A 24,525-nucleotide genomic window follows, 5' to 3' on the forward strand; every position below is an offset into this window, starting at 1 on the left:
GATGGGAGGCAATGGTGCCACGTAACGGAATATGGCGGACCAAATCGGTCGAACAGTCCATTGCGGACACCGACGAACCGGACACCCGGCTGAGAAAGAACCTCAGCGCCTGGGATCTGACGGTCTTCGGCGTCGCCGTGATGATCGGTGCGGGGATCTTCACGCTCACCGCGCGGACGGCGGGTGACCTCGCCGGGCCGTCCGTGGCGGTCGCGTTCGTCATGGCCGGTGTCGCGTGTGGACTCGCGGCGTTGTGCTACGCCGAGTTCGCGTCGACGGTGCCGGTGGCGGGCAGTGCGTACACCTTCTCCTACGCGACCTTCGGCGAGTTCCTGGCCTGGATCATCGGCTGGGACCTGATCCTGGAGTTCTCCGTCGCCGCGGCCGCGGTGGCGAAGGGCTGGTCGGTTTACCTCGAGACCGTGCTGCGGTCCGTGTTCGGTGAGAACGTCAGCACCACGGTGGAGATCGCCGGGGCCACCGCGGACTGGGGCTCGCTGCTCCTCGTGGCCGTGCTGGCGGCGCTGCTGACGGCGGGCACCAAGCTGTCGTCGCGGTTCAGCCTGGTCATCACCATGGTCAAGGTGCTGATCATCCTGTTCGTCATCGTGCTGGGGATCGCCTATATCAACCCGGACAACTACACGCCGTTCGTCCCGCCCGCGGCCGGGCCCGCGGAGAGCGCGGGCGGGCTGGAGCAGTCGCTGCTCTCCGCGCTGGCCGGCACCTCGGGCAGCGTGTACGGCGCGTTCGGACTGCTGGCAGGCGCCTCGCTGGTGTTCTTCGCGTTCATCGGTTTCGACATCGTCGCCACGACCGCGGAGGAGACCCGGCACCCGCAGCGGGACGTGCCGCGCGGCATTCTCGGTTCGCTGGCGATCGTGACCGTGCTCTACGTGGCCACGTCCCTCGTGGTCGCCGGGATGGTGCCGTACCCGGCGCTGGCCACGGACGCCGAACCGGCCGGCCGCAAGACGCTGGCCACGGCGTTCTCGCTGAACGGGGTCGACTGGGCGGCCAACATCATCTCGGTCGGCGCGCTCGCCGGGCTCACCACCGTGGTGATGGTGCTCCTGCTCGGGCAGCAGCGGGTGCTGTTCGCGATGGCGCGGGACGGCCTGCTGCCGCGGCCGCTGGCGAAGACCGGCTCCCGCGGTACGCCGGTGCGGGTGAACCTCCTGGTCGGCGTGGTGGTCGCGATCGCCGCGACGTTCTTCGACGCGGGCAAGCTGGAGGAGATGGTCAACGTCGGCACGCTGTTCGCGTTCGTGCTCGTCTCGGCGGGCGTGATCGTGCTCCGGCGCACCCGGCCGGATCTGCCGCGCGGGTTCCGTGTCCCCTGGGTCCCGTGGGTTCCGATCCTCGCGATCGTGGCGTGCCTGTGGCTGATGCTGAATCTGACCGTACTCACCTGGGTGAGGTTCCTTGCCTGGATGGCGCTCGGTGTGCTCGTCTATTTCGCGTACGGCAAACGCCACGCCCTGCTCGGCCAGGGGGACAAACAGGACTCTTCGGTCACGCAGAGTTAGCTGCTTGGTTCCGCCATGTGGTTGTTGGGACTCGATTAGGTTACCGCTGCGGATCGAAACGGTCACTCCTGTGTGGAGTGGGGCAGGGCCGTCACCCGGACGGGATACAGTCCGGGCGGCCGCCCGCCCTGAACGGGCGTTTCATTTTCCCCGAAGTCCAACCCGCACGGGAGTTCCTTGATGTCTGTGAGTCCGCGATTCGGTCTTCGCGCGTTCGCCGTTTCGGCGTTGGCGCTGGGTGTCCTGGCCGGTTCGGCCACCGCCGCCTCGGCGACCTTCCAGGAAGACCCCCGCGCCGAGATCGTCGACGGCAACGTCGACGAGGGTATGAAGGACGCGTGCCAGAAGGCCGGACTGGACGGTGAGCCGATCGACAAGGGCGACGTCGACTACACCGGTGGCACGCAGGAGGACAGGTTCCTGACGATCACGGGCATCCCGGACGGGGCCGAGGTGACCGGCATCATCGTCAAGGGTGGCGACAAGTACAACCTCTACGTCCCGGGTGAGAAGGGGCTGCCCGAGGAGCCGACCTGGGAGAAGCTGCGGGCGCCGCTGAACAAGGGCGGCCAGATCCCGCAGATCAGCCACTGGTTCCTCTGCGGCACCGTGACCACGCCGACCACGAGCACGACGACCGGCACCTCGGACACCGAGACCACGCCGCCGTCGAGCACCGTCTCCAGCCCGGAGACCAGCACCTCCACCCCCACCTCCGGCGAGACGTCGAGCAGCGCGCCGTCCACCACGGCGACGAGCGGCGGGGGTGCGGTGACCACGACGTCGCAGCCCGCCGTCTCGCCCGCCGGGGACACCGACGACCTGGCCTCGACCGGGTTCGGCAGCGGCTGGCTGATCGGCGTGGGGGCCCTGCTGCTCGCCGGTGGCGCCGCCCTGCTGGTGCTCGCCAGGATGCGCCGCAGGACCACCTCCTGACGGCACTGCCGGGCTGACGGGCCCGGCCCGCTAGGTGTTGCAGCGCGGCTGGCCGAGCAGATCGCCGAACAACGGCACCTGCTCGGCCAGCCGCGCCGTCGTGTCCGCGTCCTCCAGCCCGGCGGCCATCACGACCGCCCGGTCCCACTCGGGATCCGCGACGTAGTCCGCGTGCCTGCGCACTCCCGGCACCCAGCGCCGCCCGCTGATCGGACCGCGCAGCGGGTCAGGCAGCCAGTGGTCCCCGCCGAGCACCAGCGCGCCGGTCGGGCCCTGGACCGCGGGCGGGAGCGCGCCGACGCCACCGTCCGGCAGGTAGCCGATGCCGAGCAGCCTGCCGTCGACCATCTGGTGCCGCCACGTCGTGGCCCCACCGCCGAACGTGTCCGTCCCCCGGCACAGTCCGCGCCAGCGCCCCGCCAGCAGCCCGTACAGCCGGGCCAGCGACTCGTGCGGCAGCACGGCGGGGAAGGCACGCTGGTAGCCCCACTGCAGCGGGGCTCCGCCGGTCAGCAGGCCGATCCGGTCGCGGTCCTCCTCCGGCAGCTCGGCGACCAGCCTGCTCGCCGCGATCACCGACAGCAGGCCGCCGATGTGGTACCCGGCGAGCACCACCCGGGTGTTGGGCTCGGCGAGGTGGACCCGTGCCCGCTCGGCCAGTTCCGGCACGACCTTCAGCGGGTACGACGGCGGGACGGCCGGGTGTGCCGCCCGCGGCCAGAAGGACACCAGGTCGGCGAACGCCCCGAGGTGCCTGCTCCGTTCCGGCCCGGTCGCGGTGGTGTAGACGACCCGGAGCAGCCCGGCGGCCAGCGCGCCGAGCGCGACGACGCCCACCGCCGAAAGCGGGTCCAGCCAGCCCGGCAGCGCGCCGAGTCCGAACCGGACCGCCAGCAGCACCGCGACCCCGGCGCCCATCGCCGCCACCACCGTGAGCACCAGCCGGTGCAGCCACTTGCGTTCCCAGCTCGCCTTGGCCCAGGCCGTCGCGGCCTCCTCGCGGTCCTCGTCCTCCGGCTGGAGCATCCGCACCACCTCGGGGACGCCCCGCCTGCGCCGCCGCAGCGGGATCGCGATGGCGTAGACCACCGCGAACAGCAGCGCGGCGAACGGCAGGGTGGCGCCCCACAGCATGGTGACCAGGGTGTAGCTCTGCGGAAGCCGCAGTGCGGCCGAGTCGATGAGGTGCCGCAGCGCGATGGCCAGCCCGGCGCCGAAGCCGCCCCCGAGCAGGCCGGCGAGCGCGAGCGCCGGAGCGGCGGCCCAGCCACCGGCCCATGGCCGCAGCCGGTGCGGCAGCGCCGCCCACGCCGGCCTGGCCAGCAGCGCGGCGGGCACCAGCAGCAGGGCGAACAGGACGGTGACGCCGAGCAGGCCGCCGCCGACGACGCGCACGGCGTCGTTGGTGCCCCACAGCGACGGCGGCAACGGCGACCGCAGCACGGCGGCCGTCAGCAGCAGGACCAGTCCCACGCCGAGCAGCACCGCCTGCGCGATCGGACCGAGCAGGCCGTGCCACCGCAGCGTCGCCGCCAGCACCGCGAACCCGAGCAGCACCACCGCCACCAGCCAGGCCACCAGCTCCGGGGTCGCCGACGGTATGCGCAGCGGACCGCCCAGCAACAGCAGCGCGACCGTGGCCAGCGCGGACAGCGCGTGCAGGCAGCGCAGCAGGGCTGTGTCGGTGCCGTCCACGAGGTCGTCGCCGGGCAGTTCCGGACCGGGGTGCCGGGCCCGGTCCGGGGCGTTGACCGTCCAGCGGGTCGACGACACGCGGTACAGCACGCCGATCACCAGCAGCAGCGGCACGACGCCGACGGCGGTGCGCACCAGGGCGACGTCCCGTGCCCACGACGGCGCGAACGCCAGGCAGGCGGCACCGGGCGCGAGGCACTGCGCGGCGAGCAGGTCGAGGCTGATCACGGCCAGCTGCGTCACCAGCAGGATCGTCAGCAGCAGCCCGGCCAGCCGCAACAGCCCGCGGCAGGCGGCGCCGACCGCGGCCGCGGTGCGGCTGCCGGACCGCACGGGCGGCAGCATCCAGTGCGCCACGTTCGCCAGCGAGAACGGGAACAGCAGCGCCCACGTCGCCTTGACGGCGCCGCCCGAGGTCATGCGGTTCCAGAGGTAGCCCTCGGTCGTGCGCGGCAGCGACCGGCCGAGGGCCTGCAGCACCGGGCCGGGCGCCGGCCTGCGCAGCCGGTCGGAGGGGCGGATCAGTCTGCCGACCCCGTCGCCGGCCACCTCGACGGTGTCCACGGAGTCCAGCAGCGACTCGCCGCTCGTACCGATCAGCCCCGGGACGCGCAGTTCGACGACGCGGGTGTCGGGCCCGGGAAGGGGCACGGGTACCTCTCCTACCTGGTTCGCGAGAAACGAAGAACGAACAAACAACGGTAGTCTTCATGCGTCGGCCAGGCCGGTTGGCGTGACAGCGAGTCTTGGAGGAATGACCCGAATGACCCCTGAAAGCGTTGCTTCCCGGCACCGGACGGTGGGTGGCGTCGAGTTCGCTGTGGCCGACCTCGGCGAGGCGGAGTTCGGCCGGAAGGAGATCCGGCTGGCCGAGCACGAGATGCCGGGGTTGATGGCGCTGCGCCGCGAGTACGCGGAGGCGTACCCGCTCCGGGGGGCCCGGATCTCGGGCTCACTGCACATGACCGTGCAGACCGCGGTGCTCATCGAGACCCTGACGGCGCTCGGTGCCGAGGTCCGCTGGGCCTCGTGCAACATCTTCTCGACGCAGGACCACGCCGCGGCCGCCGTCGTGGTCGGCCCGCACGGGACCCCGGAGGAGCCGAGGGGCGTTCCGGTGTTCGCGTGGAAGGGCGAGACGCTCGAGGAGTACTGGTGGTGCACCGAGCGGATGCTGACCTGGGACGGCGAGGGTCCGAACATGATCCTCGACGACGGCGGCGACGCGACCCTGCTGGTGCACAAGGGCACGGAGTACGAGAAGGCGGGCGTCGTGCCCGCACCGGAGGCGGACGACCCGGACGAGTGGAAGGTCGTGCTGGAGCTGCTGCGCCGGTCGCTGGCCGAGCGCCCGGGGAAGTGGACCAAGATCGGTGAGGGCGTCCTCGGCGTCACCGAGGAGACCACCACGGGCGTGCTGCGGCTGTATCAGCTGGCGGCCCAGGGGCAGCTGCTCTTCCCGGCCATCAACGTCAACGACTCGGTGACCAAGTCCAAATTCGACAACCGGTACGGCATCCGGCACTCGCTCATCGACGGGATCAACCGGGGCACCGACGTGCTCATGGCGGGCAAGACCGCGGTGGTGTGCGGGTACGGCGACGTCGGCAAGGGCGCGGCCGAGTCGCTGCGCGGCCAGGGTGCGCGGGTCGTGGTGACGGAGATCGACCCGATCTGCGCGCTGCAGGCCCAGATGGACGGCTACCAGGTGAAGCGGCTGGAGACCGTGCTGCCCGAGGCCGACATCGTGATCACCACGACCGGCAACAAGGATGTCGTGATGGTCGAGCACATGGCCCGGATGAAGCACCAGACGATCGTCGGCAACATCGGCCACTTCGACAACGAGCTCGACATGGCGGGGCTCGCGCGGTATCCCGGGATCCGGCGGATCACCATCAAGCCGCAGGTCGACGAATGGACCTTCCCGGACGGGCACTCGATCATCGTGCTGAGCGAGGGCAGGCTGCTGAACCTGGGCAACGCGACCGGCCATCCGAGCTTCGTGATGTCCAACAGCTTCTCCAACCAGGTGATCGCGCAGATCGAGCTGTTCACCCGCAACGCCGAGTACGACCGCGAGGTGTACCGCCTGCCGAAGAAGCTCGACGAGAAGGTCGCGCGCATCCACGTCGAGGCGCTCGGCGGGGAGCTGACGAAGCTCACCAAGGACCAGGCCGAGTACATCGACGTCGACGTCGAGGGCCCCTTCAAGTCCGACCACTACCGCTACTGAGCGCCCGCTGGGCAGTGAAGGCCACCTTCAGTGCGCTGGACGCGGTGAAGGTGGCCTTCACTGCTCGTGACGTAAGGTGCTCGCGTGGGTCGACTGGTGGTGATCGAGGGGCTCGACGGCGCGGGCAAGCGGACGCTGACCGACCGGCTGACGGCCGCGTTGCGGCAGGCCGGGGCCGGGGTGAGCACGCTCGCGTTCCCGCGGTACGGCGCAGACGTGCACGCCGACCTGCTCCGCGAGGCGCTCTACGGCGAACACGGTGACCTCGCCGACTCCGTGTACGGCATGGCCCTGCTCTACGCCCTCGACCGCCGGGACGCCGCCGGGGACATCCGGGCCCGCCTGGACGGCCACGACGTGGTGCTGCTCGACCGCTACGTCGCCTCCAACGCCGCCTACGGCGCCGCCCGCCTGCGCGAGAAGGCGAGCGGCGGGTTCGTCGAGTGGGTGCGCACGCTGGAGATCGACCGGTTCGGCCTGCCGGTGCCGGACGCGCAGCTCCTGCTCCGCGTGGCCCCGGAGGTCGCGGCCGGCAGGGCCGAGGGCCGGGCGCGCGCGGACGCGGACCGGGCGCGCGACTCGTTCGAGTCCGACGGCGGGCTGCAGGCCCGGTGCGCGGAGGTCTACGACGAGCTGGCCGCCACCGGCTGGCTCTCGCCCTGGCACGTCGTGGACGGCGCCGCGGGACCGGACGTCCCGGCGCTCGCCGGCAGGCTGCTCGGCTGACGTGCCCGTGCCGGCACGTCAGTCCGGGAAGTGGCCCAGCTGACCGGACAGCTCGGCGGCGGCCTCCGCCATCGGCCTGACGAGCTGCCGGACACGCTCCCGGGAGAGCCGGTACGACGGCCCGGAGGCGCTCATCGCGGCGATGACCTCGTTGCCGCTGCCGAAGATCGGTACCGCCACCGCGTGCATGCCGAGCTCGAACTCCTCGAAGCACGCCGCGTAGCCGTTCTCGACGATGCGGTTCAGTTCCTCGGTCAGCGTCGCGGGCTCGGTCGTGGTCCGCGGGGTGTACCGCTCGAGCGGCCCGCCGAGCAGCCGCCGCCTGCGTTCGCCGTCCATGTAGGCGAGCAGGACCTTGCCGCTGGACGTCGCGTGCAGCGGCGTGCGCCTGCCCGTCCAGTTGTGCGCGGTCACCGCGGCGGAGCCGTGCGCCTGGCTGATGTTGATCGCGATGCCGTCGTCGGCGACGGCGATGTTCACGGTCTCGCCGAGCGACTCGGCGAGTGTCTGACACGTCTGGTTGCCCAGTTTGGCGAGGTCCATACGGCTCGTCGCCGCCCCGGCGAGGCGCACGATGCCGAACCCGATGGCGTACTTGCCGCGCTCGCCGAGCTGTTCGACGAGCCCTCTCGCCTCCAGCACGCTCACCAGCCGGGAGACGGTCGACTTGTGCACGCCGAGCTCACCCGCGATTTCCGTGATGCCCGCCTCGCCGCTGCGGGCGAGCAGCTCGAGCACGCTGATCGCGCGATCCACGGACTGGACCGGGCTGGTGGTGCTCTTGCCTGGCTCGGAGTTCCGCATAGTGCAACGGTAGTAGTCCCATGCAATCGACTCGGTCACAATACGGCCCCCGCGCAAGTCCGGAGGTCCGCACGGAGGGGCTGGAGGACCGATTCCGGCTGCTCCGATCGGGCTAGTACGGGTGCGGTAGGGCGGGCCGTGTTCGCACACCGTGACAGCAGTGCGAATATGTGTGCTCATGAAGGCACGTGTGCTGGTCGTCGACGACGACCCCGCCCTCGCTGAAATGCTGACCATCGTGCTCCGCGGGGAGGGCTTCGACACCGCGGTGGTGTCCGATGGTTCGCGTGCGCTGCCCGCTCTGCGCGAGCTCAAGCCCGACCTCGTGCTGCTCGACCTGATGCTACCCGGCATGAACGGGATCGACGTGTGCAAGGCGATCCGGGCGGAGTCCGGGGTGCCGATCGTCATGCTCACCGCCAAGAGCGACACGGTGGACATCGTGCTCGGCCTCGAGTCCGGCGCCGACGACTACGTGGTCAAGCCGTTCAAGCCGAAGGAGCTCGTCGCCAGGGTGCGGGCCCGCATGCGGCGCACCGAGTCCGAGCCCGCCGAGACGCTGACGATCGGCGACCTCACGATCGACGTGCCCGGTCACGAGGTCACCCGGGACGGCAAGCCGATCGCGCTCACGCCGCTGGAGTTCGACCTGCTCGTGGCGCTGGCGCGCAAGCCGAGGCAGGTCTTCACCCGTGAGGTCCTGCTGGAGCAGGTGTGGGGTTACCGGCACGCCGCGGACACGCGGTTGGTCAACGTGCACGTGCAGCGGCTACGGTCGAAGGTGGAGAAAGATCCGGAACACCCCGAGGTGGTGCTGACCGTCCGGGGTGTCGGGTACAAAGCAGGTCCCCCGTGATTGAGTCATGAACGAGCGGCTGAACACGATCGGCCGCTCGGCCGCCAGGCTGGCGACCCGGGCGGCGACGTTCGGCAGGCGCCGGATGACCGCCTTCGGTGAGCTCTGGCGCCGCTCGTTGCAGTTCCGGGTGACGGTCTCGACCCTCGCGCTGTCGTCGGCCGTCGTCTTCGTGCTGGGCATGGTGCTGCAGAGCCAGATCACCGAACGGCTGATGGAGACCAAGCGTAAGGCCGCGCAGGCCCAGCTGCAGGTCGTCGTCCAGACCGCGGAGAGCCAGCTGGTCGGCGACACGGGCCAGGAGGAGGGCCTGCGCAACCGGCTGAACAACGCGCTGAAGAAGATCACCAGCAGCTCGGTCGCGACGCAGGACACGTCCAGCTCGGCCGCGGGCGCGTTCGAGCCCGTGCTCGCGGCGGGGGACCCGGACCGGTCGCCCTCGGACACGATCTACGCGGGCCCCTACGAGAAGGTGCCCAGCGGGCTGCGCAACTTCGTCGAGAACAACCAGCAGGCGTGGCAGATCCACACGGTGGGCACCGGCGCCGACCGGACGACCTACCTCGAGGTCGGTGCGCCCGTCACCACCACGTCGCGGCCGCTGCAGCTGTACCTGCTGTTCCCGCTCACCGCGGAGCAGAACACGGTCGCGACCGTGCAGAACACGCTGCTCGTGGGCGGGCTGGTGCTACTGCTCCTGCTCGCCGGCATCACGAACATGGTCACCCGCCAGGTCGTCCGCCCGGTCCGCAGGGCGGCGGCGGTGGCGGAGCGGTTCGCCGACGGCGAACTCGATCGCAGGCTGGACGTGGTCGGCGAGGACGACCTCGCCAAGCTCGCCGTCTCGTACAACGAGATGGCGGCCAGCATCGAACGGCAGATGCGGGAGCTCGAGGAGTTCGGGCAGCTGCAGCGGCGGTTCACCTCGGACGTCTCGCACGAGCTGCGCACGCCGCTCACCACGGTGCGGATGGCGGCGGACGTCCTGCACGCCTCGCGCGAGCAGTTCCCCGCGGGCCTGGCCAGGTCGACCGAGCTGCTCGTGGACGAGCTGGACCGCTTCGAGACCCTGCTCCGCGACCTGCTGGAGATCAGCAGGCTCGACGCGGGCGTCGAGGAGCTCTCGCCGGAGCACGTGGACGTGCGGCCGATCGCCGAGCGGGCCGTGGAGCAGGTCAGCGTCATCGCGGGCAACGTCGGCAGTTCCATCGAGCTGGAGCTGCCCGAGGACGCGGTGATGGCGGAGATCGACGCCCGCCGGGTCGAGCGAATCCTGCGCAACCTGCTCGCCAACGCCGTCGACCACAGCGAGGGCAAGCCCGTGTGCCTGCGGGTGGGTGCCAACGAGTCGGCGGTCGCGCTGACCGTGCGCGACTACGGCGTCGGCCTCCGGCCCGGCGAGGCCGAACTGGTGTTCAACCGCTTCTGGCGGGCCGACCCCTCCCGCAACCGGCGCACCGGCGGCACCGGGCTGGGGCTCGCGATCAGCCATGAGGATGCCCGCCTGCACGGCGGGCTGCTGGAGGCGTGGGGCGAGCCGGACCGCGGGGCGTGCTTCCGCCTGACGTTGCCGCGCCAGGTGGGTGAGGAGATCGGCGAGAGCCCGCTCGGCCTGCCGCCGGACGAGCCGGGTGAACCGGGCGAACCGGACGGTTCGGACGAGCCGGACGGCGTGCCCGCGGGTCCCGGCTCCGCCATCGAGGGCGAGGTCGAGGCTCCCGTCGAGCAAGCTCCGCCCGGGCTGCCCGCACCCGACCGGGAGCACGAGGAGGTCAGGTGAGCCGTATCCGGACCGGACGGTCGCGGGCGCTGCTCGGGGCGATCCTCTGCGTGCTGCTCGCCGGCGGATGCGCGAACATCCCGGCGGAGTCGCAGCCGGAGGCGATCCCGAGGGAGCGCGTCGGCCAGCCGACGCAGGAGGTGCCCGAGCCCGCGATCGGACTGGACCCGCTCACGGTCGTGCGGGAGTTCGTGCGCGCCAGCTCGCAGCCGACCAGCGACTACGCCGTCTCGCGGGCCTACCTCAGCGAGAACGCGCGCAAGGAGTGGCGGCCGGACCAGACCATCACGATCATCGAGGACACGTTCGGCACCGTCTACGCGCCGAGCAGCGAGCAGCCCCCCGACGAGAACGAGAAGCTCGTGACGCTGCGCGGCTTCCACGTCGGCAGGCTCGCACCGGACAGCGCGTTCATCCCGTCGACCGACCCCATCGAGCTGCCGGTGCGGCTGCGCCGCCAGCAGGACGGCCAGTGGCGGATCGTCGACCCGCCGAACAGTGTCCTGATCACCGAGACCGACTTCACCGAGAGCTACTTCCGGGTCCCGGTGTACTTCTTCGCCCCGGACTCCAACGCGCTCGTGCCGGATCTGCGCTACGTCGTCGCGAAGCCGCAGTCCGGCCTGCCCGCGCGGGTGATGGACCTGCTGCTCGGCGGGCCGTCGAACGGGCTCAGCGGAGCCGTCCGGAACATGCTCGGCGACTCGGCCACGCTGGAGAGCAACGTGACGGGCACCGACGACGGCGCCCTCGTCGTTCCGCTGTCCGGCGTCGACGAGCACAGCAGGCAGGACAAGGAGCTGATGGCCGCGCAGATCGTGCGGTCCCTGCAGAACGTCACGACGAGCCGGATCCGGCTGCTCTCCGACGGGACGGCCCTGGTGCCGGGCCACATCGACTGGCGGCCCAGCGAGCTGCCCGCCTACGAGGCGCTGTCGTCGCCCAGCTCGGACCTGCCGGGGCTGATGGTGGTCGGCGGACGGATCCGCTCGCTCGGCACCGGAGCGCCCATCGACGGGCCCGCGGGCAGCGGTGCGCTGAACGTCGAGAGCGCCGCCCAGTCCATCAACGGCGGGCAGCTCGCCGTGGTGGAGCGCGTCGGCGACCGGGCGAGGCTGCGGGTCGGCGACTACGGGCAGACCGGGCAGATCGTGGACATCGACAAGGCGACCTCGCTCAGCCGGCCCAGCTGGCGGCCCTCGGCGTCGACGTCCACGTCGTCGGGCGAGCTGTGGACGGTCGTCAACCAGGAGGAGGTCGTGCGGATCCTGCGGGCTCCGGACGGCACGTGGACACCGCAGCTGGTCAACGCGTCGGAGATCGCGGCGGTCGGCGAGATCACCGCGTTGCGGATGTCCCGCGACGGCGCTCGGGTCGCGCTGGTGGCGGGCGGTCAGCTCATGGTGGCCTCGGTGGTGCGCGGGGCGGACGGCACGTCGGTGACGCTGCGCGCGCCGCGGATCCTGCAGAGCGGGCAGCTGGGCGAGGTCGTCGACGTCGACTGGGTCAGCCAGGACACGCTCATCGTGGCGACCGCGTCCGACTCGGTCCCGGTGGCCAGGGTGCCCGTCGACGGGCTGCGGATGGATCCGTTCAACAGCTCCAACCTGACACCGCCGATGCGGGGCATCACCGCCGCGCCCGGCAGGCCGATCGTGGTGGCCGACGCGGGCGGGTTGTGGACGGCCAGCGACGTGGGCGACGTGTGGCGTCCGCACGCCCAGAGCATGGCCGACGCGCTGCCGTTCTACCCGGGCTGACCACCCGCCCGCCTCGTGAGTGGGAAGCGTGGTGAGAACGACGTTCCGCACGCACGACCCCTCGGGGAGGCTCTTTTTGTCGGTGGCAGGCCCCACGCTGCTCGGATGACGGTGTGGACGACCGCGCGTGCGGCCGGAAGGGCGGCGCTCGACCTGCTGCTGCCCGCCTCGTGCGCGGGCTGCGGCGACCAGGGGGCGGCCTGCTGCCCGTCCTGCGCCGCGACGCTCGCCGGGCGGGAGCTCGTGCGCCGCGTGGCCGCGGGCACCGAGATCCACGCGCTCGCCCGTTACGACGGCGTTCCCCGGCGGCTCGTGCTCGCGTACAAGGAGCGGGGCAGGCGGGACCTGGCCCGGCCGCTCGGCGCCGCCCTCGCCGCGGCGGTGCCGTATCTGCCGGGCGGCCGCCCCGCCGCCGACGGCACGTGGTGGCTCGTGCCCGCGCCTTCCCGCCGGTCGGCGGCCAGGGCCAGGGGCGGGCAGCACGTGCACGCGCTGGCTCGCCGGTGCGCGGCCGAGCTGGCCGCCCGGGGAGTGCCCGCGGCCGTCGCCCCGGCGTTGCGGCTCGGTGCGGGGGCGCGGGACGCCGTCGGGCTCGGTCCCGCCGAGCGCGTGGCCAACCTGGCGGGCAGGGTGCGGGCACGCCCCGCGGGCAGCCCACCACCGGGGACGCCGGTCGTGCTGCTCGACGACGTCGTGACCACCGGTGCGACGGCCGTGACCTGCGCGAACGCGCTGCGTACGGGCGGTGCCGAGGTCGTCGCGACGCTCACCCTCACGGCGGCGGGCTGAGCTCCGGCCGGGCACCTTCCTTCACTCGTTCGAGTGGTTGTGGGCCGGGAACCCGCTCCCGGGGCCACTCGTTGACGGGGCATGAGGCCGACACCGTCCGTGGGTCACCCCGCCGGGGTGATGCGAACGCTCGGTGCGGATCTCGGTCTGCAACAGCTCGGCCCGGTTCCCGCGTGTCCGCGGCATGAAGTCCAGGTGAACCCGCTGCTCCGAACGGGGCTCCGGCGAACGGGGAGCACCCCCTGTCCACTGCGGACGGTGACGGGTTCTCACCGCATGACGTCCCCCGCCCCGGGGGCTGTTCTAACCGCCATCGGCGGGCTAACGTGCTGCGCATCAGCGGTCCCGGCAGACAGGGAGGTGACGAGTCCATGTCCCTAGCGCCGGAGGGGTGCTGAGTCCACGCCCGGTCATCGCGCACGAGACGTCGTGACCGCGGGCCGGTCGTCGTTCACTTTCCCGGCGCTCATCGTTCACCAGTCAGCTCGCAGTCATCAGCGAGGAGGTCGTGTATGGACATCGTCGTCAAGGGTCGCAACGTGGAGGTGCCCGAGCACTATCGGACACACGTCGGCGAGAAGCTGGCCCGGTTGGAGCGCTACGACAGGAAGGTCATCCGCTACGACGTGGAGCTCTTCCACGAGCCCAACCGCAGGCAGGCCAAGAACTGCCAGCGTGTCGAGATCACCGGCAAGGGCAAGGGCCCTGCCGTCCGGGCCGAGGCCTGCGCCGCCGACTTCTACGCTGCGCTGGACTCCGCGGTGAACAAGCTGGAGAACCGGCTGCGCCGCATGCACGACCGGCGCCGGGTGCACTACGGGCGCCGCGCTCCCGAGTCCGTCGCCGAGGCGACCTCCGTGTCCGCGGCCGCCGCCACGACACCGGGGCCCGTGCCGAACGGCCGCAGGCCCGCGGCGAGCACCGCCGTGCTGGAGGCCCCCGCCGCCGACACCGAGGCGGCCGCCGGGTTCGCCGGGGACGTCGAAGTACCCGCCCAGCGCTGGGACGACGGTGTGGCCGACCACGAGCCGGGCCGCATCGTGCGGGAGAAGCAGCACTCGGCGGAACCCATGACCCTCGACCGGGCCCTCTACGAGATGGAGCTCGTCGGCCACGACTTCTACCTGTTCAACGACTCCGAGGTGGGCAAGCCGAGCGTTGTCTACCGGAGGAAGGGCTTCGACTACGGCGTGATCCGGCTCGGCTGACCCGGACCGGAACCGCGGCCCCCACGGCCCGCACGCGTGATCGCGTGCGGGCCGTGTCACGTGCCCGTTCGCGGCACCGTGTGCACTGCGGGCTGCATGTTCCCTACGATGGTGTCAGCGCCGCCTCGCTCGCGGGGGTGGCGTGTGCCGAGTTGCCCGGCGTCCGCCCGGGACGTCAGCACTGTCAGCACGACCATGAGACACAGCTAGTGAGGTCGACCGGATGCTTCTGAACCGCCTGCTCCGCGCGGGCGAGGGCAAGATGGTGAAGCGGCTGCGCCACATCGCAGACCACATCAATACCCTCGAAGACGACGTGCTGAACCTCTCGGACGCCGAGCTCCAGGCGAAGACCGACGAGTTCCGGCGGCGGCACTCCGACGGCGAGTCGCTGGACGACCTGCTGCCGGAGGCCTTCGCGGTCGCGCGGGAGGCCGCGAAGCGCGTACTCGGGCAGCGGCCGTTCGACGTCCAGCTCATGGGTGGTGCCGCGCTGCACCTCGGCCAGGTCGCCGAGATGAAGACCGGTGAGGGCAAGACCCTCACCTCGGTGCTCGCCTGCTACCTCAACGCGCTGTCCGGCAAGGGCGTGCACGTGGTCACCACCAACGACTACCTGGCCAAGCGCGACTCCGAGTGGATGGGCCGCATCCACCGCTTCCTCGGCCTCGAGGTCGGGGTGATCCTGTCGGAACTGCCCCCGCCGGCGCGGCGCGCCGCCTACCACGCCGACATCACCTACGGCACCAACAACGAGTTCGGCTTCGACTACCTCCGCGACAACATGGCGTGGAGCCTGGACGACTGCGTCCAGCGGGGGCACAACTTCGCGATCGTCGACGAGGTCGACTCGATCCTCATCGACGAGGCGCGGACCCCGCTGATCATCTCCGGCCCCGCCGACCAGTCGTCGCGCTGGTACACCGAGTTCGCCCGCCTGGCGCCGCTGATGAAGAAGGACGTCCACTACGAGGTGGACGAGCGCAAGCGCGCCATCGGCGTCACGGAGAAGGGCGTGGAGCTGGTCGAGGACCAGCTCGGCATCGACAACCTCTACGAGGCCGCGAACACGCCGCTCGTCGGCTACCTGAACAACGCGCTCAAGGCCAAGGAGCTCTACCGCAAGGACAAGGAGTACATCGTCCGCAACGGCGAGGTGCTCATCGTCGACGAGTTCACCGGCCGCGTGCTGGCGGGCCGCCGCTTCAACGAGGGCATGCACCAGGCGATCGAGGCCAAGGAAGGCGTGGAGATCAAGGCGGAGAACCAGACGCTCGCCACGATCACGCTGCAGAACTACTTCCGCCTCTACGACAAGCTCGCGGGCATGACCGGTACCGCCGAGACCGAGGCGGCCGAGTTCCACCAGACGTACAAGCTCGGCGTGGTGCCGATCCCCACCAACCGGCCGATGATCAGGGCCGACCAGGCCGACCTGATCTACAAGACCGAGCAGTCCAAGTTCGAGGCCGTCGCCGAGGACATCGCGGAGCGGCACGAGAAGGGCCAGCCGGTGCTCGTCGGCACCACGAGCGTGGAGAAGTCCGAGTACCTGTCGAAGCTGCTGCTCAAGCGTGGCGTGCCGCACGAGGTGCTCAACGCGAAGAACCACCACCGGGAGGCGCTGATCGTCGCCCAGGCGGGCCGGAAGGGCGCCGTCACGGTCGCCACCAACATGGCGGGCCGGGGTACCGACATCGTGCTCGGCGGCAACCCGGACATCATCGCCGACGAGGTCCTGCGCGAGCGCGGCCTCGACCCGGTGGAGAGCTCCGAGGAGTACGAGGCCGCGTGGCCGAAGGTGCTCGAGGAGGTCACCGCGTCGTCGAAGGCGGAGGCCGAGGAGGTCATCGAGCTGGGTGGCCTGTACGTGCTCGGCACCGAGCGGCACGAGTCGCGGCGCATCGACAACCAGCTGCGCGGCCGCTCCGGCCGGCAGGGCGACCCCGGTGAGTCCCGATTCTACCTGTCCCTCGGCGACGACCTCATGCGGCGCTTCAACGCCGCGATGGTCGAGCGCGTGATGACCACCATGCGGCTGCCCGACGACGTGCCGATCGAGCACAAGATGGTCAGCAAGGCCATCAAGAGTGCTCAGACGCAGGTCGAGCAGCAGAACATGGAGATCCGCAAGAACGTCCTCAAGTACGACGAGGTCCTGAACCAGCAGCGCAAGGTGATCTACGCCGAGCGCCGCCGGGTGCTGGAGGGCGAGGACCTGCGGGAGCAGGTGCAGCACATGCTGCGCGATGTCGTCACCGCCTACGTCAACGGCGCCACCGCCGAGGGCTACGCCGAGGACTGGGACCACGAGAAGCTGTGGACGGCCCTGCGGACGCTGTACCCGGTGGGTGTGCGCTGGGAGGACATCGTCGAGGAGAACGAGGACATCGACGCCGACCGGCTGCGCGAGATCCTGCTCGACGACGCGCTCGACGCGTACGACAAGCGCGAGGCCGAGATCGACGGCAAAGTCGGCGAGGGTGCGATGCGGGAGCTGGAGCGCCGCGTCGTGCTGTCCGTCCTCGACCGCAAGTGGCGCGAGCACCTCTACGAGATGGACTACCTCAAGGAGGGCATCGGCCTGCGCGCCATGGCGCAGCGCGACCCGCTGGTCGAGTACCAGCGCGAGGGCTTCGACATGTTCAACGGGATGCTCGAGTCGCTCAAGGAGGAGGCCGTCGGCTTCCTGTTCAACCTGCAGGTGGAGCAGGCCGAGCCCAGCCAGCCCGCGCAGGCGCAGCCCCAGGAGGCCGCGGCCGCCCCGGCCACGGCGGGCGCGCCCGGTGGGACGAGCGGGAACGGCGGCCGTGCCGCGGGCGACGGCAGGCACGCGCGGCCGGTGCCCCCGCAGCCGAAGCCCGAGCCGCAGGGCGACGCGGTCCCGGCCGCGCTGCGCGGCAAGGGTCTCGGTGCGGGCTCGTCCCAGCAGGGCCTGACGTTCTCCGGGCCCGCCGAGGGCGGCGGCGTCGAGTCGCACGGCGCCGGTGACGGCTCCCGTCGTGGCGGCGGTGCCGGTGCCGCGGCGGGCGGTACCCGCCGGGAGCGGCGCGCCGCCGCGCGCCAGGAGGCGAAGAAGAACAAGAAGGGCGCCCGCCGCTGAGCCGGCGCCCGGGCACCTCCGGCCGGTGCGGACCCACGGCGGAGTCCGCACCGGCCGGAGGTTTCTCATCCCGGGATCCCCTCGCCCACCGCTAGGGGCGGACCCCACCCGGTTCCAGCACGCCGAAGTACGTGCAGCACCAGGCACCCGCGCGGTACTGGAAGCGCGCCACGGCCGCCACCGCACGCCTGCCGACATGCGCCGTGCCGCACACCTCGACGGCGCCGGTCGCTGGCCTGCTCGCGTGCACCTTCGGCAGCGTGTACCTCGGGCCCACCACGCGAGCCCGTTCGCGCAGCCTGCGCTGGATCGGTGGGGCCAGCCAGGTGCCGAGCTGGGTGGCCGGTCGGCCCCCGGCGTAGACCTCCAGCAGGGCGGTGAGCAGGCCGTGCACCCGGCGCTTGTCGAGGTCCGGCCTCGGCCGCGGTACGGGCGTCCGCTGTGCGGGCACCTCGGCGAGCAGGTCGTCGAGGCTCAACTGCCCCGCCGGCACGGCCGGCCGTGCCGGGCCGTCGCCGTACCTGATCGGCTCGTACGGTGTGAGCGGGAGTAATCCCCCTGCGGGCGATGTCATTCGCATCCGTTTCTCCTCCGAGATCGCTCGGTACGGGTGGTCCCCCTTCGGCCACCCACTACACAGAGGGGCGAAATCCCGGCACGGCCCCACGAAGCACCCGGTCCGGTGAAAAGCGGGCACGGGGCATCGCGAAGACGGCACCGATCGCGCCGCGCGTGCGTCCGTAGGCTGGGGCAATGCTGCGCGGGATCGTCGTCGACTACGCCGGGGTGCTGACCGAACCGGACGCCGGACGCCTCCTCGCCGCGCTGGAGACCGCCCGGTCGGCGGGTGTGCGGACGGCGCTGCTGTCCAACGCGGAGGGCGGCGGCCCGGTGCGGCGCAGGCTGGCCTCCTGGTTCGACGCGCTGGTGTTCTCCGGCGAGGCGGGGGTGGCCAAACCCGACGCGGCGGCGTTCCGGCTGGTGGCCGCCAGGCTGGACCTGCCGACCGCGTCGTGCGTGTTCGTCGACGACGCGGCGGGCAACGTCGCGGGAGCGGTGGCCGCCGGGATGGTGGGTGTGCATCACGTGTCGGTGCGGGAGACGCTGGCCGAGCTGGCCGCGCTCTTCCCGGGGGTGGTGGAAACCTCTGACGCCGGGTGAGAGGGTCGGCTACGCTCGTGTACTGGATCGTCACGGCGAGCAGGAGTCACGGGATGGCGGACGAGTCGTGGGTGGGAGCCGCTGTGCGGGCGACGCAGCAGCCGAGCGCGACGGAGCAGGTACGGCAGGTTTTCGGGTCGTCGCTGCCCTGGGCGGACGGCACCGAGGCGGGGAAGCCGTCCGCCGGTGGCAGCGGGGCGTTCGGCTCGTGGACCTTCGACCGCGAGGAGATCGACGCCTTGATCGCCCAGTGGGAACAGCTGCTGGAAGACGTCAAGAGCGACAAGTTGGCGGTCGACGCGATGATGAACATCGTTGCGCCCCCGTCCGGAGATGACCCCAGCAACGAATTCGTCGAGACCGTGACAGATGGACTGAGGTCGATGCGGGGATCGAGCGACTCGATGGTGTCGTACATCCAGCATTTTCTTGACCAGCTTCGGGATGCCCGCGACCGCATCGACAAGACGGAGGCGGAGAATCAGTACCCGTTTCAGGCTGCGAATGGGTTGACCGAATGATCCGTTGGTCCCGTGTTCATTCACTGCTCTCCGCTTGCCTCGCGGCTGTACTGATGATTTCCGCTTGCTCCCAGGCAGAACCTGGTACCGCGGAGCCGAGCTCGTCTCCCTCCGGTAATGGAGGCGCGGACAGCCCGTATACGGTGCCGCCCGTCTCGCAGGAGTTGGATGCGACGCCGTATCTGACGAAACCTTGTGAACTCGTGCCCGACACCACTCTGGAAAGTCTCGGTTTCGCTCTCCCCGGGGAACCACTGTCTGCGGAGAACGAGAGCACGGCGGATCTCGTCGGGCCTTCTTGCGGTTGGTGGCTGAAACCCGGCAATACGTTGCTTTCGGTGGGAATCCAGACGGGCAATCGTGAGCACGGCGTCGGTGGGCTGCGCGGACTGCGCGGCGGCTACGAACGCGGCCAGTATGCGTATTGGGAATCCACGAACATCGGTGGCTATCCCGCCGCGTACTACGACATCGACGATGAACGGCAAGAAGGCCGATGCAGGCTTGCCGTCGGAATCGCGGACGATCTGACCTTCTCGGTCTCGGCCGGGGTCTACGAGAACGAGCCACAGCAAGCGTGCTCCACAGTCGAGAAGGTCGCCACCGACGTGATCGGGACGCTGAAGCGGGGGGCATGAGATGACGCTGTTCATGAGCGGTGAGGACATCTACCGCAACTTCAAGTCCGGCCGAGGCACAGAGCCGTTGCAGGCGATCGCCAAGGAGCTCGCCCGGCTCAACGAGACCTACCGGGAACGGGCCCAGTCGATCAAGGCCATCCAGGACCGGATGAGCGCGGCCTGGACGGGGGACGCGGGTGCGGCGGCCAGTGAGGGAGCGGGTCCGCTGATGCTCGCGCTCGAGGAGTCGGCCGGGAACATGGACCGCACGACCGGCGCGACGATGGACCAGTCCGCGGCCTGGCACGACGCCGCGAACTCGGTGGAACCCGTGCCGCCCATGCCGGAGAAGCCGAACCCCTGGACGACCGGCCTCAAGGCCGCCATCCCGGTCGCGGGCCCGTTCATGGCCGCCGACGACATCGACTCCTACCAGGAGGGCGCCGCGGCCCACCAGCGCGCCGCGCAGCACAACGTCGACGTCATGAACTCCTACGCCAACCGGACGAGCGGCAACTCGGACTTCCCCCGCACCTACGGTGTGCTCGAGCCCGGCGGCGCGTCGATCTCCGTCACCAGTTCCACGCCGAGCGCCATCTCCGGCGACACGTCCGCCGTGCCCGAGGCCACCGGCGCGTCCCGGTACGCGGGCGTGCCGCAGACCAACGTCGCCACCGGCGGCCCGGTGGGCACCGGTCCGCACGTGGGCCCCGCCACCGGCGCCGTACCCGGCGGCGGCCCGGTCAACCCCGGCCCCGTGGTGTCCAGCGGGCCGAACGCCGGGGGCGCGCCGCAGGTCCCGGCCGGTCCGCCCCCGGCAAGCACGTCCACGACGGGCACGGCAGGCGGCATGGTCACGCCGGGTGGCGGCGGCCAGACGTCCAACTCCGGCCGGAACGTCCCGTCCCGCACCGGGTTCGCCAAGCCTACCCCGGCCACCGGGACGCGTGGCGGCTCCGGTGGCTCCGGTCCCCGGGTAGGCGGACTCGGCGAGCGCGCCGGCAGCAGGCTCTACGGCCAGGGCGGCGGCACCGCGGGCGGCCGCGGCGCGGGCGGCGAAGGCGCCGGCGGGCGCGCCGCGGGGGAGAGCCCGCGTGGTCTGGCCGGCGCGCGGGGCTCCGGCGCCGGGCTGCCCGGTGGCGCCGCCGCCGCCGATTCCGCCGCCACCCGGGGTGCGGCCGGTGCCCGCGGAGCCGGCGGCATGGCGCCCGTCGGGGCCGGGGCGGGCCGTGGCAGGGGCGACGAGGACGAGGAACACCAGCGCCCGACCTACCTGCAGGAGAACGACCCCGACGCCGTGTTCATCGGCGAGCTCGACAAGACCACCCCACCGGTGATCGGCGAGTGAGCGACCGGGTCGATCTCCCGCTCAGCGCGCTCGCCGGGGTGGTCGCCCGCGAGAACCTCGGCAGCCTGCACCTCGCGCTGCAACCGGAGCCGCTGTGGCTGCCCGGCGAGGAGCGGGAGCGAGCCGGTTCCGCGGTGCACCAGGCGCTGGTCGAGGCGGGTGTCGTCGACGGAAGAGGCAGGCTCGCCGCCGACTTCCTCGACCTGCTCCCGCTGCTCACCAGCGCCTCCGTCGAGTACTACGGCTGGTTCACCGTCGAGGGCGAGACGTGGAGCGTGCTCGGCGCCGCCCGCGGCGTCCAGGGCGTGCTCGCCGTGCGCAGCGGGGACTGGGTGGCGCTCGCTCCCGCCGACCGGGGCCGCCTCGCCGAGCTGGTCGTGGACCAGCTACCCGAGGCCGTCGCGGGCGGCGGCACGCCGCGGAGCGTGCGCGCCAGCGATCTGGAACGGGCGGCGGCGAGGGACCACGGCGCCCTGCCCGAGGACGTGCGGCAGATCGTCACGGTGGTGCGGCGGCCGGTCGCCGGCAGCGGTGAGCTCTACGTCGCCGAGCGCGACGAGCTGGGCCACTACCGGAAGCTGGCACGGCCACTGCACTACGTGGACACCGACTGGGGCCGGTACCTGAACTACACCACCGGCGACGACGACGCGGAGATCCACATCGCGCCCGGCACGCGAGGAGCGCTCGCGGCCACGCTGGAGCGGCTCCGCGGCAGCCTCGCGCCCGGCTAACCGCCGCGGCGCACCAGCTCGAAGCACACCACAGCGGCCGCCGCCGACACGTTCAGCGACTCCACGTCGCCCGGCATCGGGATCGACACCCAGCCGGCCACCAGGTCCGCGACGTCCTCACCCACACCGGTGCTCTCCCCGCCGAGCACGAACGCCACCCGGGACGGCAGCTCGACGTCGAACAGCGACCGGTCGCCCCGGGATCCCAGCGCGTACACGGCGTAACCCGATTCGGTGAGCTGCTCGACGGCGTCCGCCGCCGTCGCGCAGCGCAGTACCGGTGCCCGGAAGGCGACCCCGGCCGAGGCCTTCACCACCAGCGGATCGAGCGTCGCCACCCCGCGGCGCGGGACGACGACCCCGCCGAGCCCGGCGGCGGTCGCCGTGCGCAGGATCATGCCGACGTTGGCGGGGGTGGTGATGCCGTCGAGCACCAGCACCGGCGACGGTGGCCGCCGGTCCGCCAGCGCCGTGACCAGCGGCCGCATGTGGGGCGCGACGACGTCGGCCACCACGCCCTGGTCCTGCCTGCCGTTGCCCGCCAGCACCTTCACCCGGTGGGCACTGGCCCGCTGCACCGCGACGCCCTTCGCCCGCGCCGCCTGCTGGATCTCCGTGGTGGCCGGGCCGCGTGCCGTGTCGGCCAGAATCACCTTGTCGACATCGAGCGTGGGGTCGGCCAGCACCTCCAGCACCGGTTTGCGCCCGTAGACGGTGAGGAAGCGGTCCTTCGGCGAGACGGCCGTGTTGTCGTCACCCACGGCAGGAAGTGTCCCACCTGTGTCAGGATCACCCCATGCCCGACCGCCTCTCCGCGCTGGACGCCTCGTTCCTGTACGTGGAGGAACCCGCGACGCCGATGCACGTCGGCGGGGTCGCCGTGTTCGAGCGGCCGCGCGAGGGCTTCGACTACGACCGGCTGCTGGCGCTCGTCGCGCACCGGCTGACCTACCTGCCCCGGTACCGGCAGCGGGTGGTCTCCGTGCCGGGGCACCTGGCCCGGCCGGTGTGGGCCGACGATGTCGACTTCGACCTCAACTACCACGTCCGCCGCTCGGCACTGCCCGCGCCGGGCAGCGAGGAGCAGCTGTTCGAGCTGGTGGCACGGCTGATGTCGCGCAGGCTCGACCCGGAGCGCCCGCTCTGGGAGGCCTACTTCGTCGAGGGGCTCGCCGGCGACCGGGTCGCGCTCGTCACGAAGACACACCAGTCGATGGTGGACGGGATCGGCACGGTCGAGCTCGGCCAGCTGATTCTCGACACGGTTCCGCACGAGCGCGAGCCGGGCGAGGACACCTGGGTGCCGCGGCGCCTGCCCACGCGGGCCCAGCTCGTCCTCGACGCGGTCGGCGAGGCCGTGCAGCGGCCGGGCGAGGTGGTGGAGAACGTGCGTTCGGCGGCACGGGACGCGGCGGCCACGGCGGACAAGGTGCTCGACGCCGCCGGCGAGGTCGCCTCGGCGCTGCGTGCCGTCCTGCGGCCCGCTCCGGACGGGCCGCTGAACGCGCGCGTCTCGGGTGGCCGGGTCTTCGCCGGGGTCCGCACCGACCTGGACGCCTATCGCGGGGTACGGGCCCGGCACGGCGGCACGATCAACGACGTCGTGCTGGCGGTGCTCACCGGTGCGCTGCGCGAGTGGCTCGGGTCGCGTGGCGTCACGCTGTCGCCCACGGCGACGGTGCGCGCGCTCGTCCCGCTGGCGGTGCTCGACCCGGACGCGACGGAGTTCTCCCCCGCGGGGCTGGTCAACAACCGGGTCGAGCCCTACCTCGTCGACCTGCCGGTCGGTGAGCCCGACCCGGTGCTGCGGCTGCAGCACATCGCGCACGCGATGGCCGAGCACGTCGACGCCGAACGGTCGGTGGCCGCGCGGGCGATGCTCAAGGTCGGCGGGTTCGCCCCGGCGACGATGCACTCGCTCGCGGCCCGCGCCGCGGGGTCGCTCTCCGGCAGGCTGTTCAACGTGCTCATCGCGAACTCGCCGGGCCCGCAACGTCCCCTGTACGCGGGGCACGCCCGGATGGCCGAGATCTACCCGGTCATGCCGCTGGCCAGGGACCAGGCGCTCGCGATCGGGGTGACGTCGTATCACGGAGACGTCTACTTCGGACTCAACGGCGATCGGAAGGCGTGCCACGACGTGGCCGCGCTGGGCGGGATGATCTCCGAAGCGCTCGAGGAACTGGAAGGAACACACTGGTGAGGGTCTACCTGCCGGCCACGATCGGCATGCTGCGGCAACTCGTCGACGAGGGGGAGTTCCGGCCGAGGAGCGGGACCGGGTTCGCGCTCACCCCCGCGCTGCGGGAGTCGTACACCAGCGGTTCCACGGAGGAACTGGAGTACGCCGCGCTGCTCGACGCCGCCCGCGCGTCCCTGCGGCTGCTGGCGGTGGCGCAGGAGCCGAGCGCGGCCGACAGCAAGGAGCCGCCCCGCCGGGTGGTCGTGTCGGCCGACGTCGACGACGTCACGCTGCGGCCCGACCTCGACTCCGCCGTCGTCCGCCTCGGCGGGCCGGTGCGGCTGTCCGACGTCGCCGCCGTGCACGTGGACGCGCCCGAGGCGGAGGAGGCCGTGCGCGCCGCGACGGCGGTGATCGACGAGGCCGACCTCGGGGACCCCGACGCCGAGTTCGCCCTCGGCGAGGTGGAGGACCACGACCTCGCCTGGTACGCCCCGCAGGAACTGCCCTTCTTCCTCGAGCTCATGTAACCATGGG

The 24,525-nt window shown here is 71.7% G+C and carries 21 protein-coding genes; 17 read left to right on the top strand and 4 right to left on the bottom strand.

Going from position 1 to position 24,525, the window contains the following annotated elements; translation table 11 throughout:
- The first annotated feature begins 14 nt into the window (after positions 1 to 14).
- A complete protein-coding gene (locus B0I33_RS07075; protein WP_106178225.1) occupies positions 15 to 1,529 on the top strand; it encodes an amino acid permease in 1,515 nt (504 codons plus the stop codon).
- A gap of 228 nt (positions 1,530 to 1,757) precedes the next feature.
- Positions 1,758 to 2,465: a hypothetical protein gene (locus tag B0I33_RS07080; RefSeq protein WP_245900483.1), complete on the top strand. Its 708-nt coding sequence runs from the start codon at positions 1,758 to 1,760 to the stop codon at positions 2,463 to 2,465.
- Positions 2,466 to 2,495: 30 nt separating this feature from the next.
- Here B0I33_RS07080 and B0I33_RS07085 read toward each other — a convergent pair whose 3' ends face one another.
- A complete protein-coding gene (locus B0I33_RS07085; protein ID WP_106177774.1) occupies positions 2,496 to 4,811 on the bottom strand; it encodes a hypothetical protein in 2,316 nt (771 codons plus the stop codon).
- 112 nt (positions 4,812 to 4,923) lie between these two features.
- Here B0I33_RS07085 and ahcY point away from each other — a divergent pair, with 112 nt between their 5' ends.
- Both ahcY and B0I33_RS07095 read left to right on the top strand, forming a co-directional pair.
- Positions 4,924 to 6,396 carry an adenosylhomocysteinase gene (ahcY, locus tag B0I33_RS07090; RefSeq protein WP_106177775.1) on the top strand — a complete coding sequence of 491 codons (1,473 nt, stop codon included), beginning with the start codon at positions 4,924 to 4,926 and terminating at the stop codon, positions 6,394 to 6,396.
- Positions 6,397 to 6,480: 84 nt separating this feature from the next.
- Positions 6,481 to 7,122 carry a dTMP kinase gene (locus tag B0I33_RS07095; protein WP_106177776.1) on the top strand — a complete coding sequence of 214 codons (642 nt, stop codon included), beginning with the start codon at positions 6,481 to 6,483 and terminating at the stop codon, positions 7,120 to 7,122.
- Between the two features lie 18 nt (positions 7,123 to 7,140).
- Here B0I33_RS07095 and B0I33_RS07100 read toward each other — a convergent pair whose 3' ends face one another.
- Complete coding sequence (locus B0I33_RS07100; RefSeq protein ID WP_106177777.1) at positions 7,141 to 7,926, bottom strand: IclR family transcriptional regulator; 786 nt, start codon at positions 7,924 to 7,926, stop codon at positions 7,141 to 7,143.
- Positions 7,927 to 8,104: 178 nt separating this feature from the next.
- Here B0I33_RS07100 and mtrA point away from each other — a divergent pair, with 178 nt between their 5' ends.
- The 6 genes from mtrA to secA all read left to right on the top strand — a co-directional run bounded on the left by mtrA (position 8,105) and on the right by secA (position 17,422).
- Positions 8,105 to 8,782 carry an MtrAB system response regulator MtrA gene (gene mtrA, locus B0I33_RS07105; RefSeq protein WP_106177778.1) on the top strand — a complete coding sequence of 226 codons (678 nt, stop codon included), beginning with the start codon at positions 8,105 to 8,107 and terminating at the stop codon, positions 8,780 to 8,782.
- A 7-nt stretch (positions 8,783 to 8,789) separates the two neighbouring features.
- Positions 8,790 to 10,562, top strand: coding sequence for an MtrAB system histidine kinase MtrB (mtrB, locus tag B0I33_RS07110; RefSeq protein ID WP_106177779.1), 1,773 nt, complete (start codon positions 8,790 to 8,792; stop codon positions 10,560 to 10,562).
- The gene (locus B0I33_RS07115) at positions 10,559 to 12,322 is read left to right on the top strand and encodes an LpqB family beta-propeller domain-containing protein (RefSeq protein WP_425440450.1); all 1,764 of its coding nucleotides are present in this window, start codon (positions 10,559 to 10,561) and stop codon (positions 12,320 to 12,322) included. The genes mtrB and B0I33_RS07115 overlap by 4 nt, the downstream gene beginning before the upstream one ends.
- 105 nt (positions 12,323 to 12,427) lie before the next feature.
- Positions 12,428 to 13,111 carry a ComF family protein gene (locus tag B0I33_RS07120; protein ID WP_106177780.1) on the top strand — a complete coding sequence of 228 codons (684 nt, stop codon included), beginning with the start codon at positions 12,428 to 12,430 and terminating at the stop codon, positions 13,109 to 13,111.
- A gap of 512 nt (positions 13,112 to 13,623) precedes the next feature.
- The gene (gene hpf / locus B0I33_RS07125) at positions 13,624 to 14,319 is read left to right on the top strand and encodes a ribosome hibernation-promoting factor, HPF/YfiA family (RefSeq protein ID WP_106177781.1); all 696 of its coding nucleotides are present in this window, start codon (positions 13,624 to 13,626) and stop codon (positions 14,317 to 14,319) included.
- 223 nt (positions 14,320 to 14,542) lie between these two features.
- Positions 14,543 to 17,422, top strand: a complete 2,880-nt coding sequence (gene secA / locus B0I33_RS07130) for a preprotein translocase subunit SecA (RefSeq protein WP_106177782.1) — start codon at positions 14,543 to 14,545, stop codon at positions 17,420 to 17,422.
- Positions 17,423 to 17,513: 91 nt separating this feature from the next.
- Here secA and B0I33_RS07135 read toward each other — a convergent pair whose 3' ends face one another.
- Positions 17,514 to 18,002, bottom strand: coding sequence for an Rv3235 family protein (locus B0I33_RS07135; protein WP_106177783.1), 489 nt, complete (start codon positions 18,000 to 18,002; stop codon positions 17,514 to 17,516).
- Between the two features lie 173 nt (positions 18,003 to 18,175).
- Here B0I33_RS07135 and B0I33_RS07140 point away from each other — a divergent pair, with 173 nt between their 5' ends.
- From B0I33_RS07140 to B0I33_RS07160, 5 genes are read left to right on the top strand one after another with little or no spacing between them, the layout of a single operon-like run.
- Positions 18,176 to 18,583, top strand: coding sequence for an HAD-IA family hydrolase (locus tag B0I33_RS07140; protein WP_106177784.1), 408 nt, complete (start codon positions 18,176 to 18,178; stop codon positions 18,581 to 18,583).
- 53 nt (positions 18,584 to 18,636) lie between these two features.
- Positions 18,637 to 19,104: a hypothetical protein gene (locus B0I33_RS29870; RefSeq protein ID WP_181193208.1), complete on the top strand. Its 468-nt coding sequence runs from the start codon at positions 18,637 to 18,639 to the stop codon at positions 19,102 to 19,104.
- A gap of 53 nt (positions 19,105 to 19,157) precedes the next feature.
- Positions 19,158 to 19,742, top strand: a complete 585-nt coding sequence (locus B0I33_RS07150; protein WP_245900534.1) for a DUF3558 domain-containing protein — start codon at positions 19,158 to 19,160, stop codon at positions 19,740 to 19,742.
- 1 nt (position 19,743) lies between these two features.
- The gene (locus B0I33_RS07155; protein WP_245900557.1) at positions 19,744 to 21,072 is read left to right on the top strand and encodes a hypothetical protein; all 1,329 of its coding nucleotides are present in this window, start codon (positions 19,744 to 19,746) and stop codon (positions 21,070 to 21,072) included.
- Complete coding sequence (locus B0I33_RS07160) at positions 21,069 to 21,806, top strand: ESX secretion-associated protein EspG (protein ID WP_106177787.1); 738 nt, start codon at positions 21,069 to 21,071, stop codon at positions 21,804 to 21,806. Before B0I33_RS07155 ends, B0I33_RS07160 begins: the two co-directional genes overlap by 4 nt.
- Here the strand turns inward: B0I33_RS07160 and B0I33_RS07165 are convergent.
- Entirely contained in the window at positions 21,803 to 22,567 is a 765-nt protein-coding gene (locus B0I33_RS07165) for a TrmH family RNA methyltransferase (RefSeq protein ID WP_106177788.1), read from the bottom strand. The genes B0I33_RS07160 and B0I33_RS07165 overlap by 4 nt on opposite strands.
- Before the next feature lie 35 nt (positions 22,568 to 22,602).
- Here B0I33_RS07165 and B0I33_RS07170 point away from each other — a divergent pair, with 35 nt between their 5' ends.
- Entirely contained in the window at positions 22,603 to 24,009 is a 1,407-nt protein-coding gene (locus B0I33_RS07170) for a WS/DGAT/MGAT family O-acyltransferase (protein ID WP_106177789.1), read from the top strand.
- Positions 24,006 to 24,518, top strand: coding sequence for a DUF6912 family protein (locus B0I33_RS07175; protein WP_106177790.1), 513 nt, complete (start codon positions 24,006 to 24,008; stop codon positions 24,516 to 24,518). The genes B0I33_RS07170 and B0I33_RS07175 overlap by 4 nt, the downstream gene beginning before the upstream one ends.
- Positions 24,519 to 24,525 lie beyond the last annotated feature (7 nt).

It is taken from the genome of Prauserella shujinwangii (assembly GCF_003001955.1).
GTDB lineage: Bacteria > Actinomycetota > Actinomycetes > Mycobacteriales > Pseudonocardiaceae > Qaidamihabitans > Qaidamihabitans shujinwangii.

What these genes read in the sequence shown, in the direction of transcription:
- ahcY (WP_106177775.1), top strand. Translation starts at nt 4,924, where the DNA reads ATGACCCCTGAAAGCGTTGCTTCCCGGCACCGGACGGTGGGTGGCGTC.
- B0I33_RS07100 (WP_106177777.1), bottom strand. Translation starts at nt 7,926, where the DNA reads ATGCGGAACTCCGAGCCAGGCAAGAGCACCACCAGCCCGGTCCAGTCC.
- mtrA (WP_106177778.1), top strand. Translation starts at nt 8,105, where the DNA reads ATGAAGGCACGTGTGCTGGTCGTCGACGACGACCCCGCCCTCGCTGAA.
- mtrB (WP_106177779.1), top strand. Translation starts at nt 8,790, where the DNA reads ATGAACGAGCGGCTGAACACGATCGGCCGCTCGGCCGCCAGGCTGGCG.
- B0I33_RS07120 (WP_106177780.1), top strand. Translation starts at nt 12,428, where the DNA reads ATGACGGTGTGGACGACCGCGCGTGCGGCCGGAAGGGCGGCGCTCGAC.
- hpf (WP_106177781.1), top strand. Translation starts at nt 13,624, where the DNA reads ATGGACATCGTCGTCAAGGGTCGCAACGTGGAGGTGCCCGAGCACTAT.
- secA (WP_106177782.1), top strand. Translation starts at nt 14,543, where the DNA reads ATGCTTCTGAACCGCCTGCTCCGCGCGGGCGAGGGCAAGATGGTGAAG.
- B0I33_RS07135 (WP_106177783.1), bottom strand. Translation starts at nt 18,002, where the DNA reads ATGCGAATGACATCGCCCGCAGGGGGATTACTCCCGCTCACACCGTAC.
- B0I33_RS07140 (WP_106177784.1), top strand. Translation starts at nt 18,176, where the DNA reads ATGCTGCGCGGGATCGTCGTCGACTACGCCGGGGTGCTGACCGAACCG.
- B0I33_RS29870 (WP_181193208.1), top strand. Translation starts at nt 18,637, where the DNA reads ATGGCGGACGAGTCGTGGGTGGGAGCCGCTGTGCGGGCGACGCAGCAG.
- B0I33_RS07150 (WP_245900534.1), top strand. Translation starts at nt 19,158, where the DNA reads ATGATTTCCGCTTGCTCCCAGGCAGAACCTGGTACCGCGGAGCCGAGC.
- B0I33_RS07155 (WP_245900557.1), top strand. Translation starts at nt 19,744, where the DNA reads ATGACGCTGTTCATGAGCGGTGAGGACATCTACCGCAACTTCAAGTCC.
- B0I33_RS07170 (WP_106177789.1), top strand. Translation starts at nt 22,603, where the DNA reads ATGCCCGACCGCCTCTCCGCGCTGGACGCCTCGTTCCTGTACGTGGAG.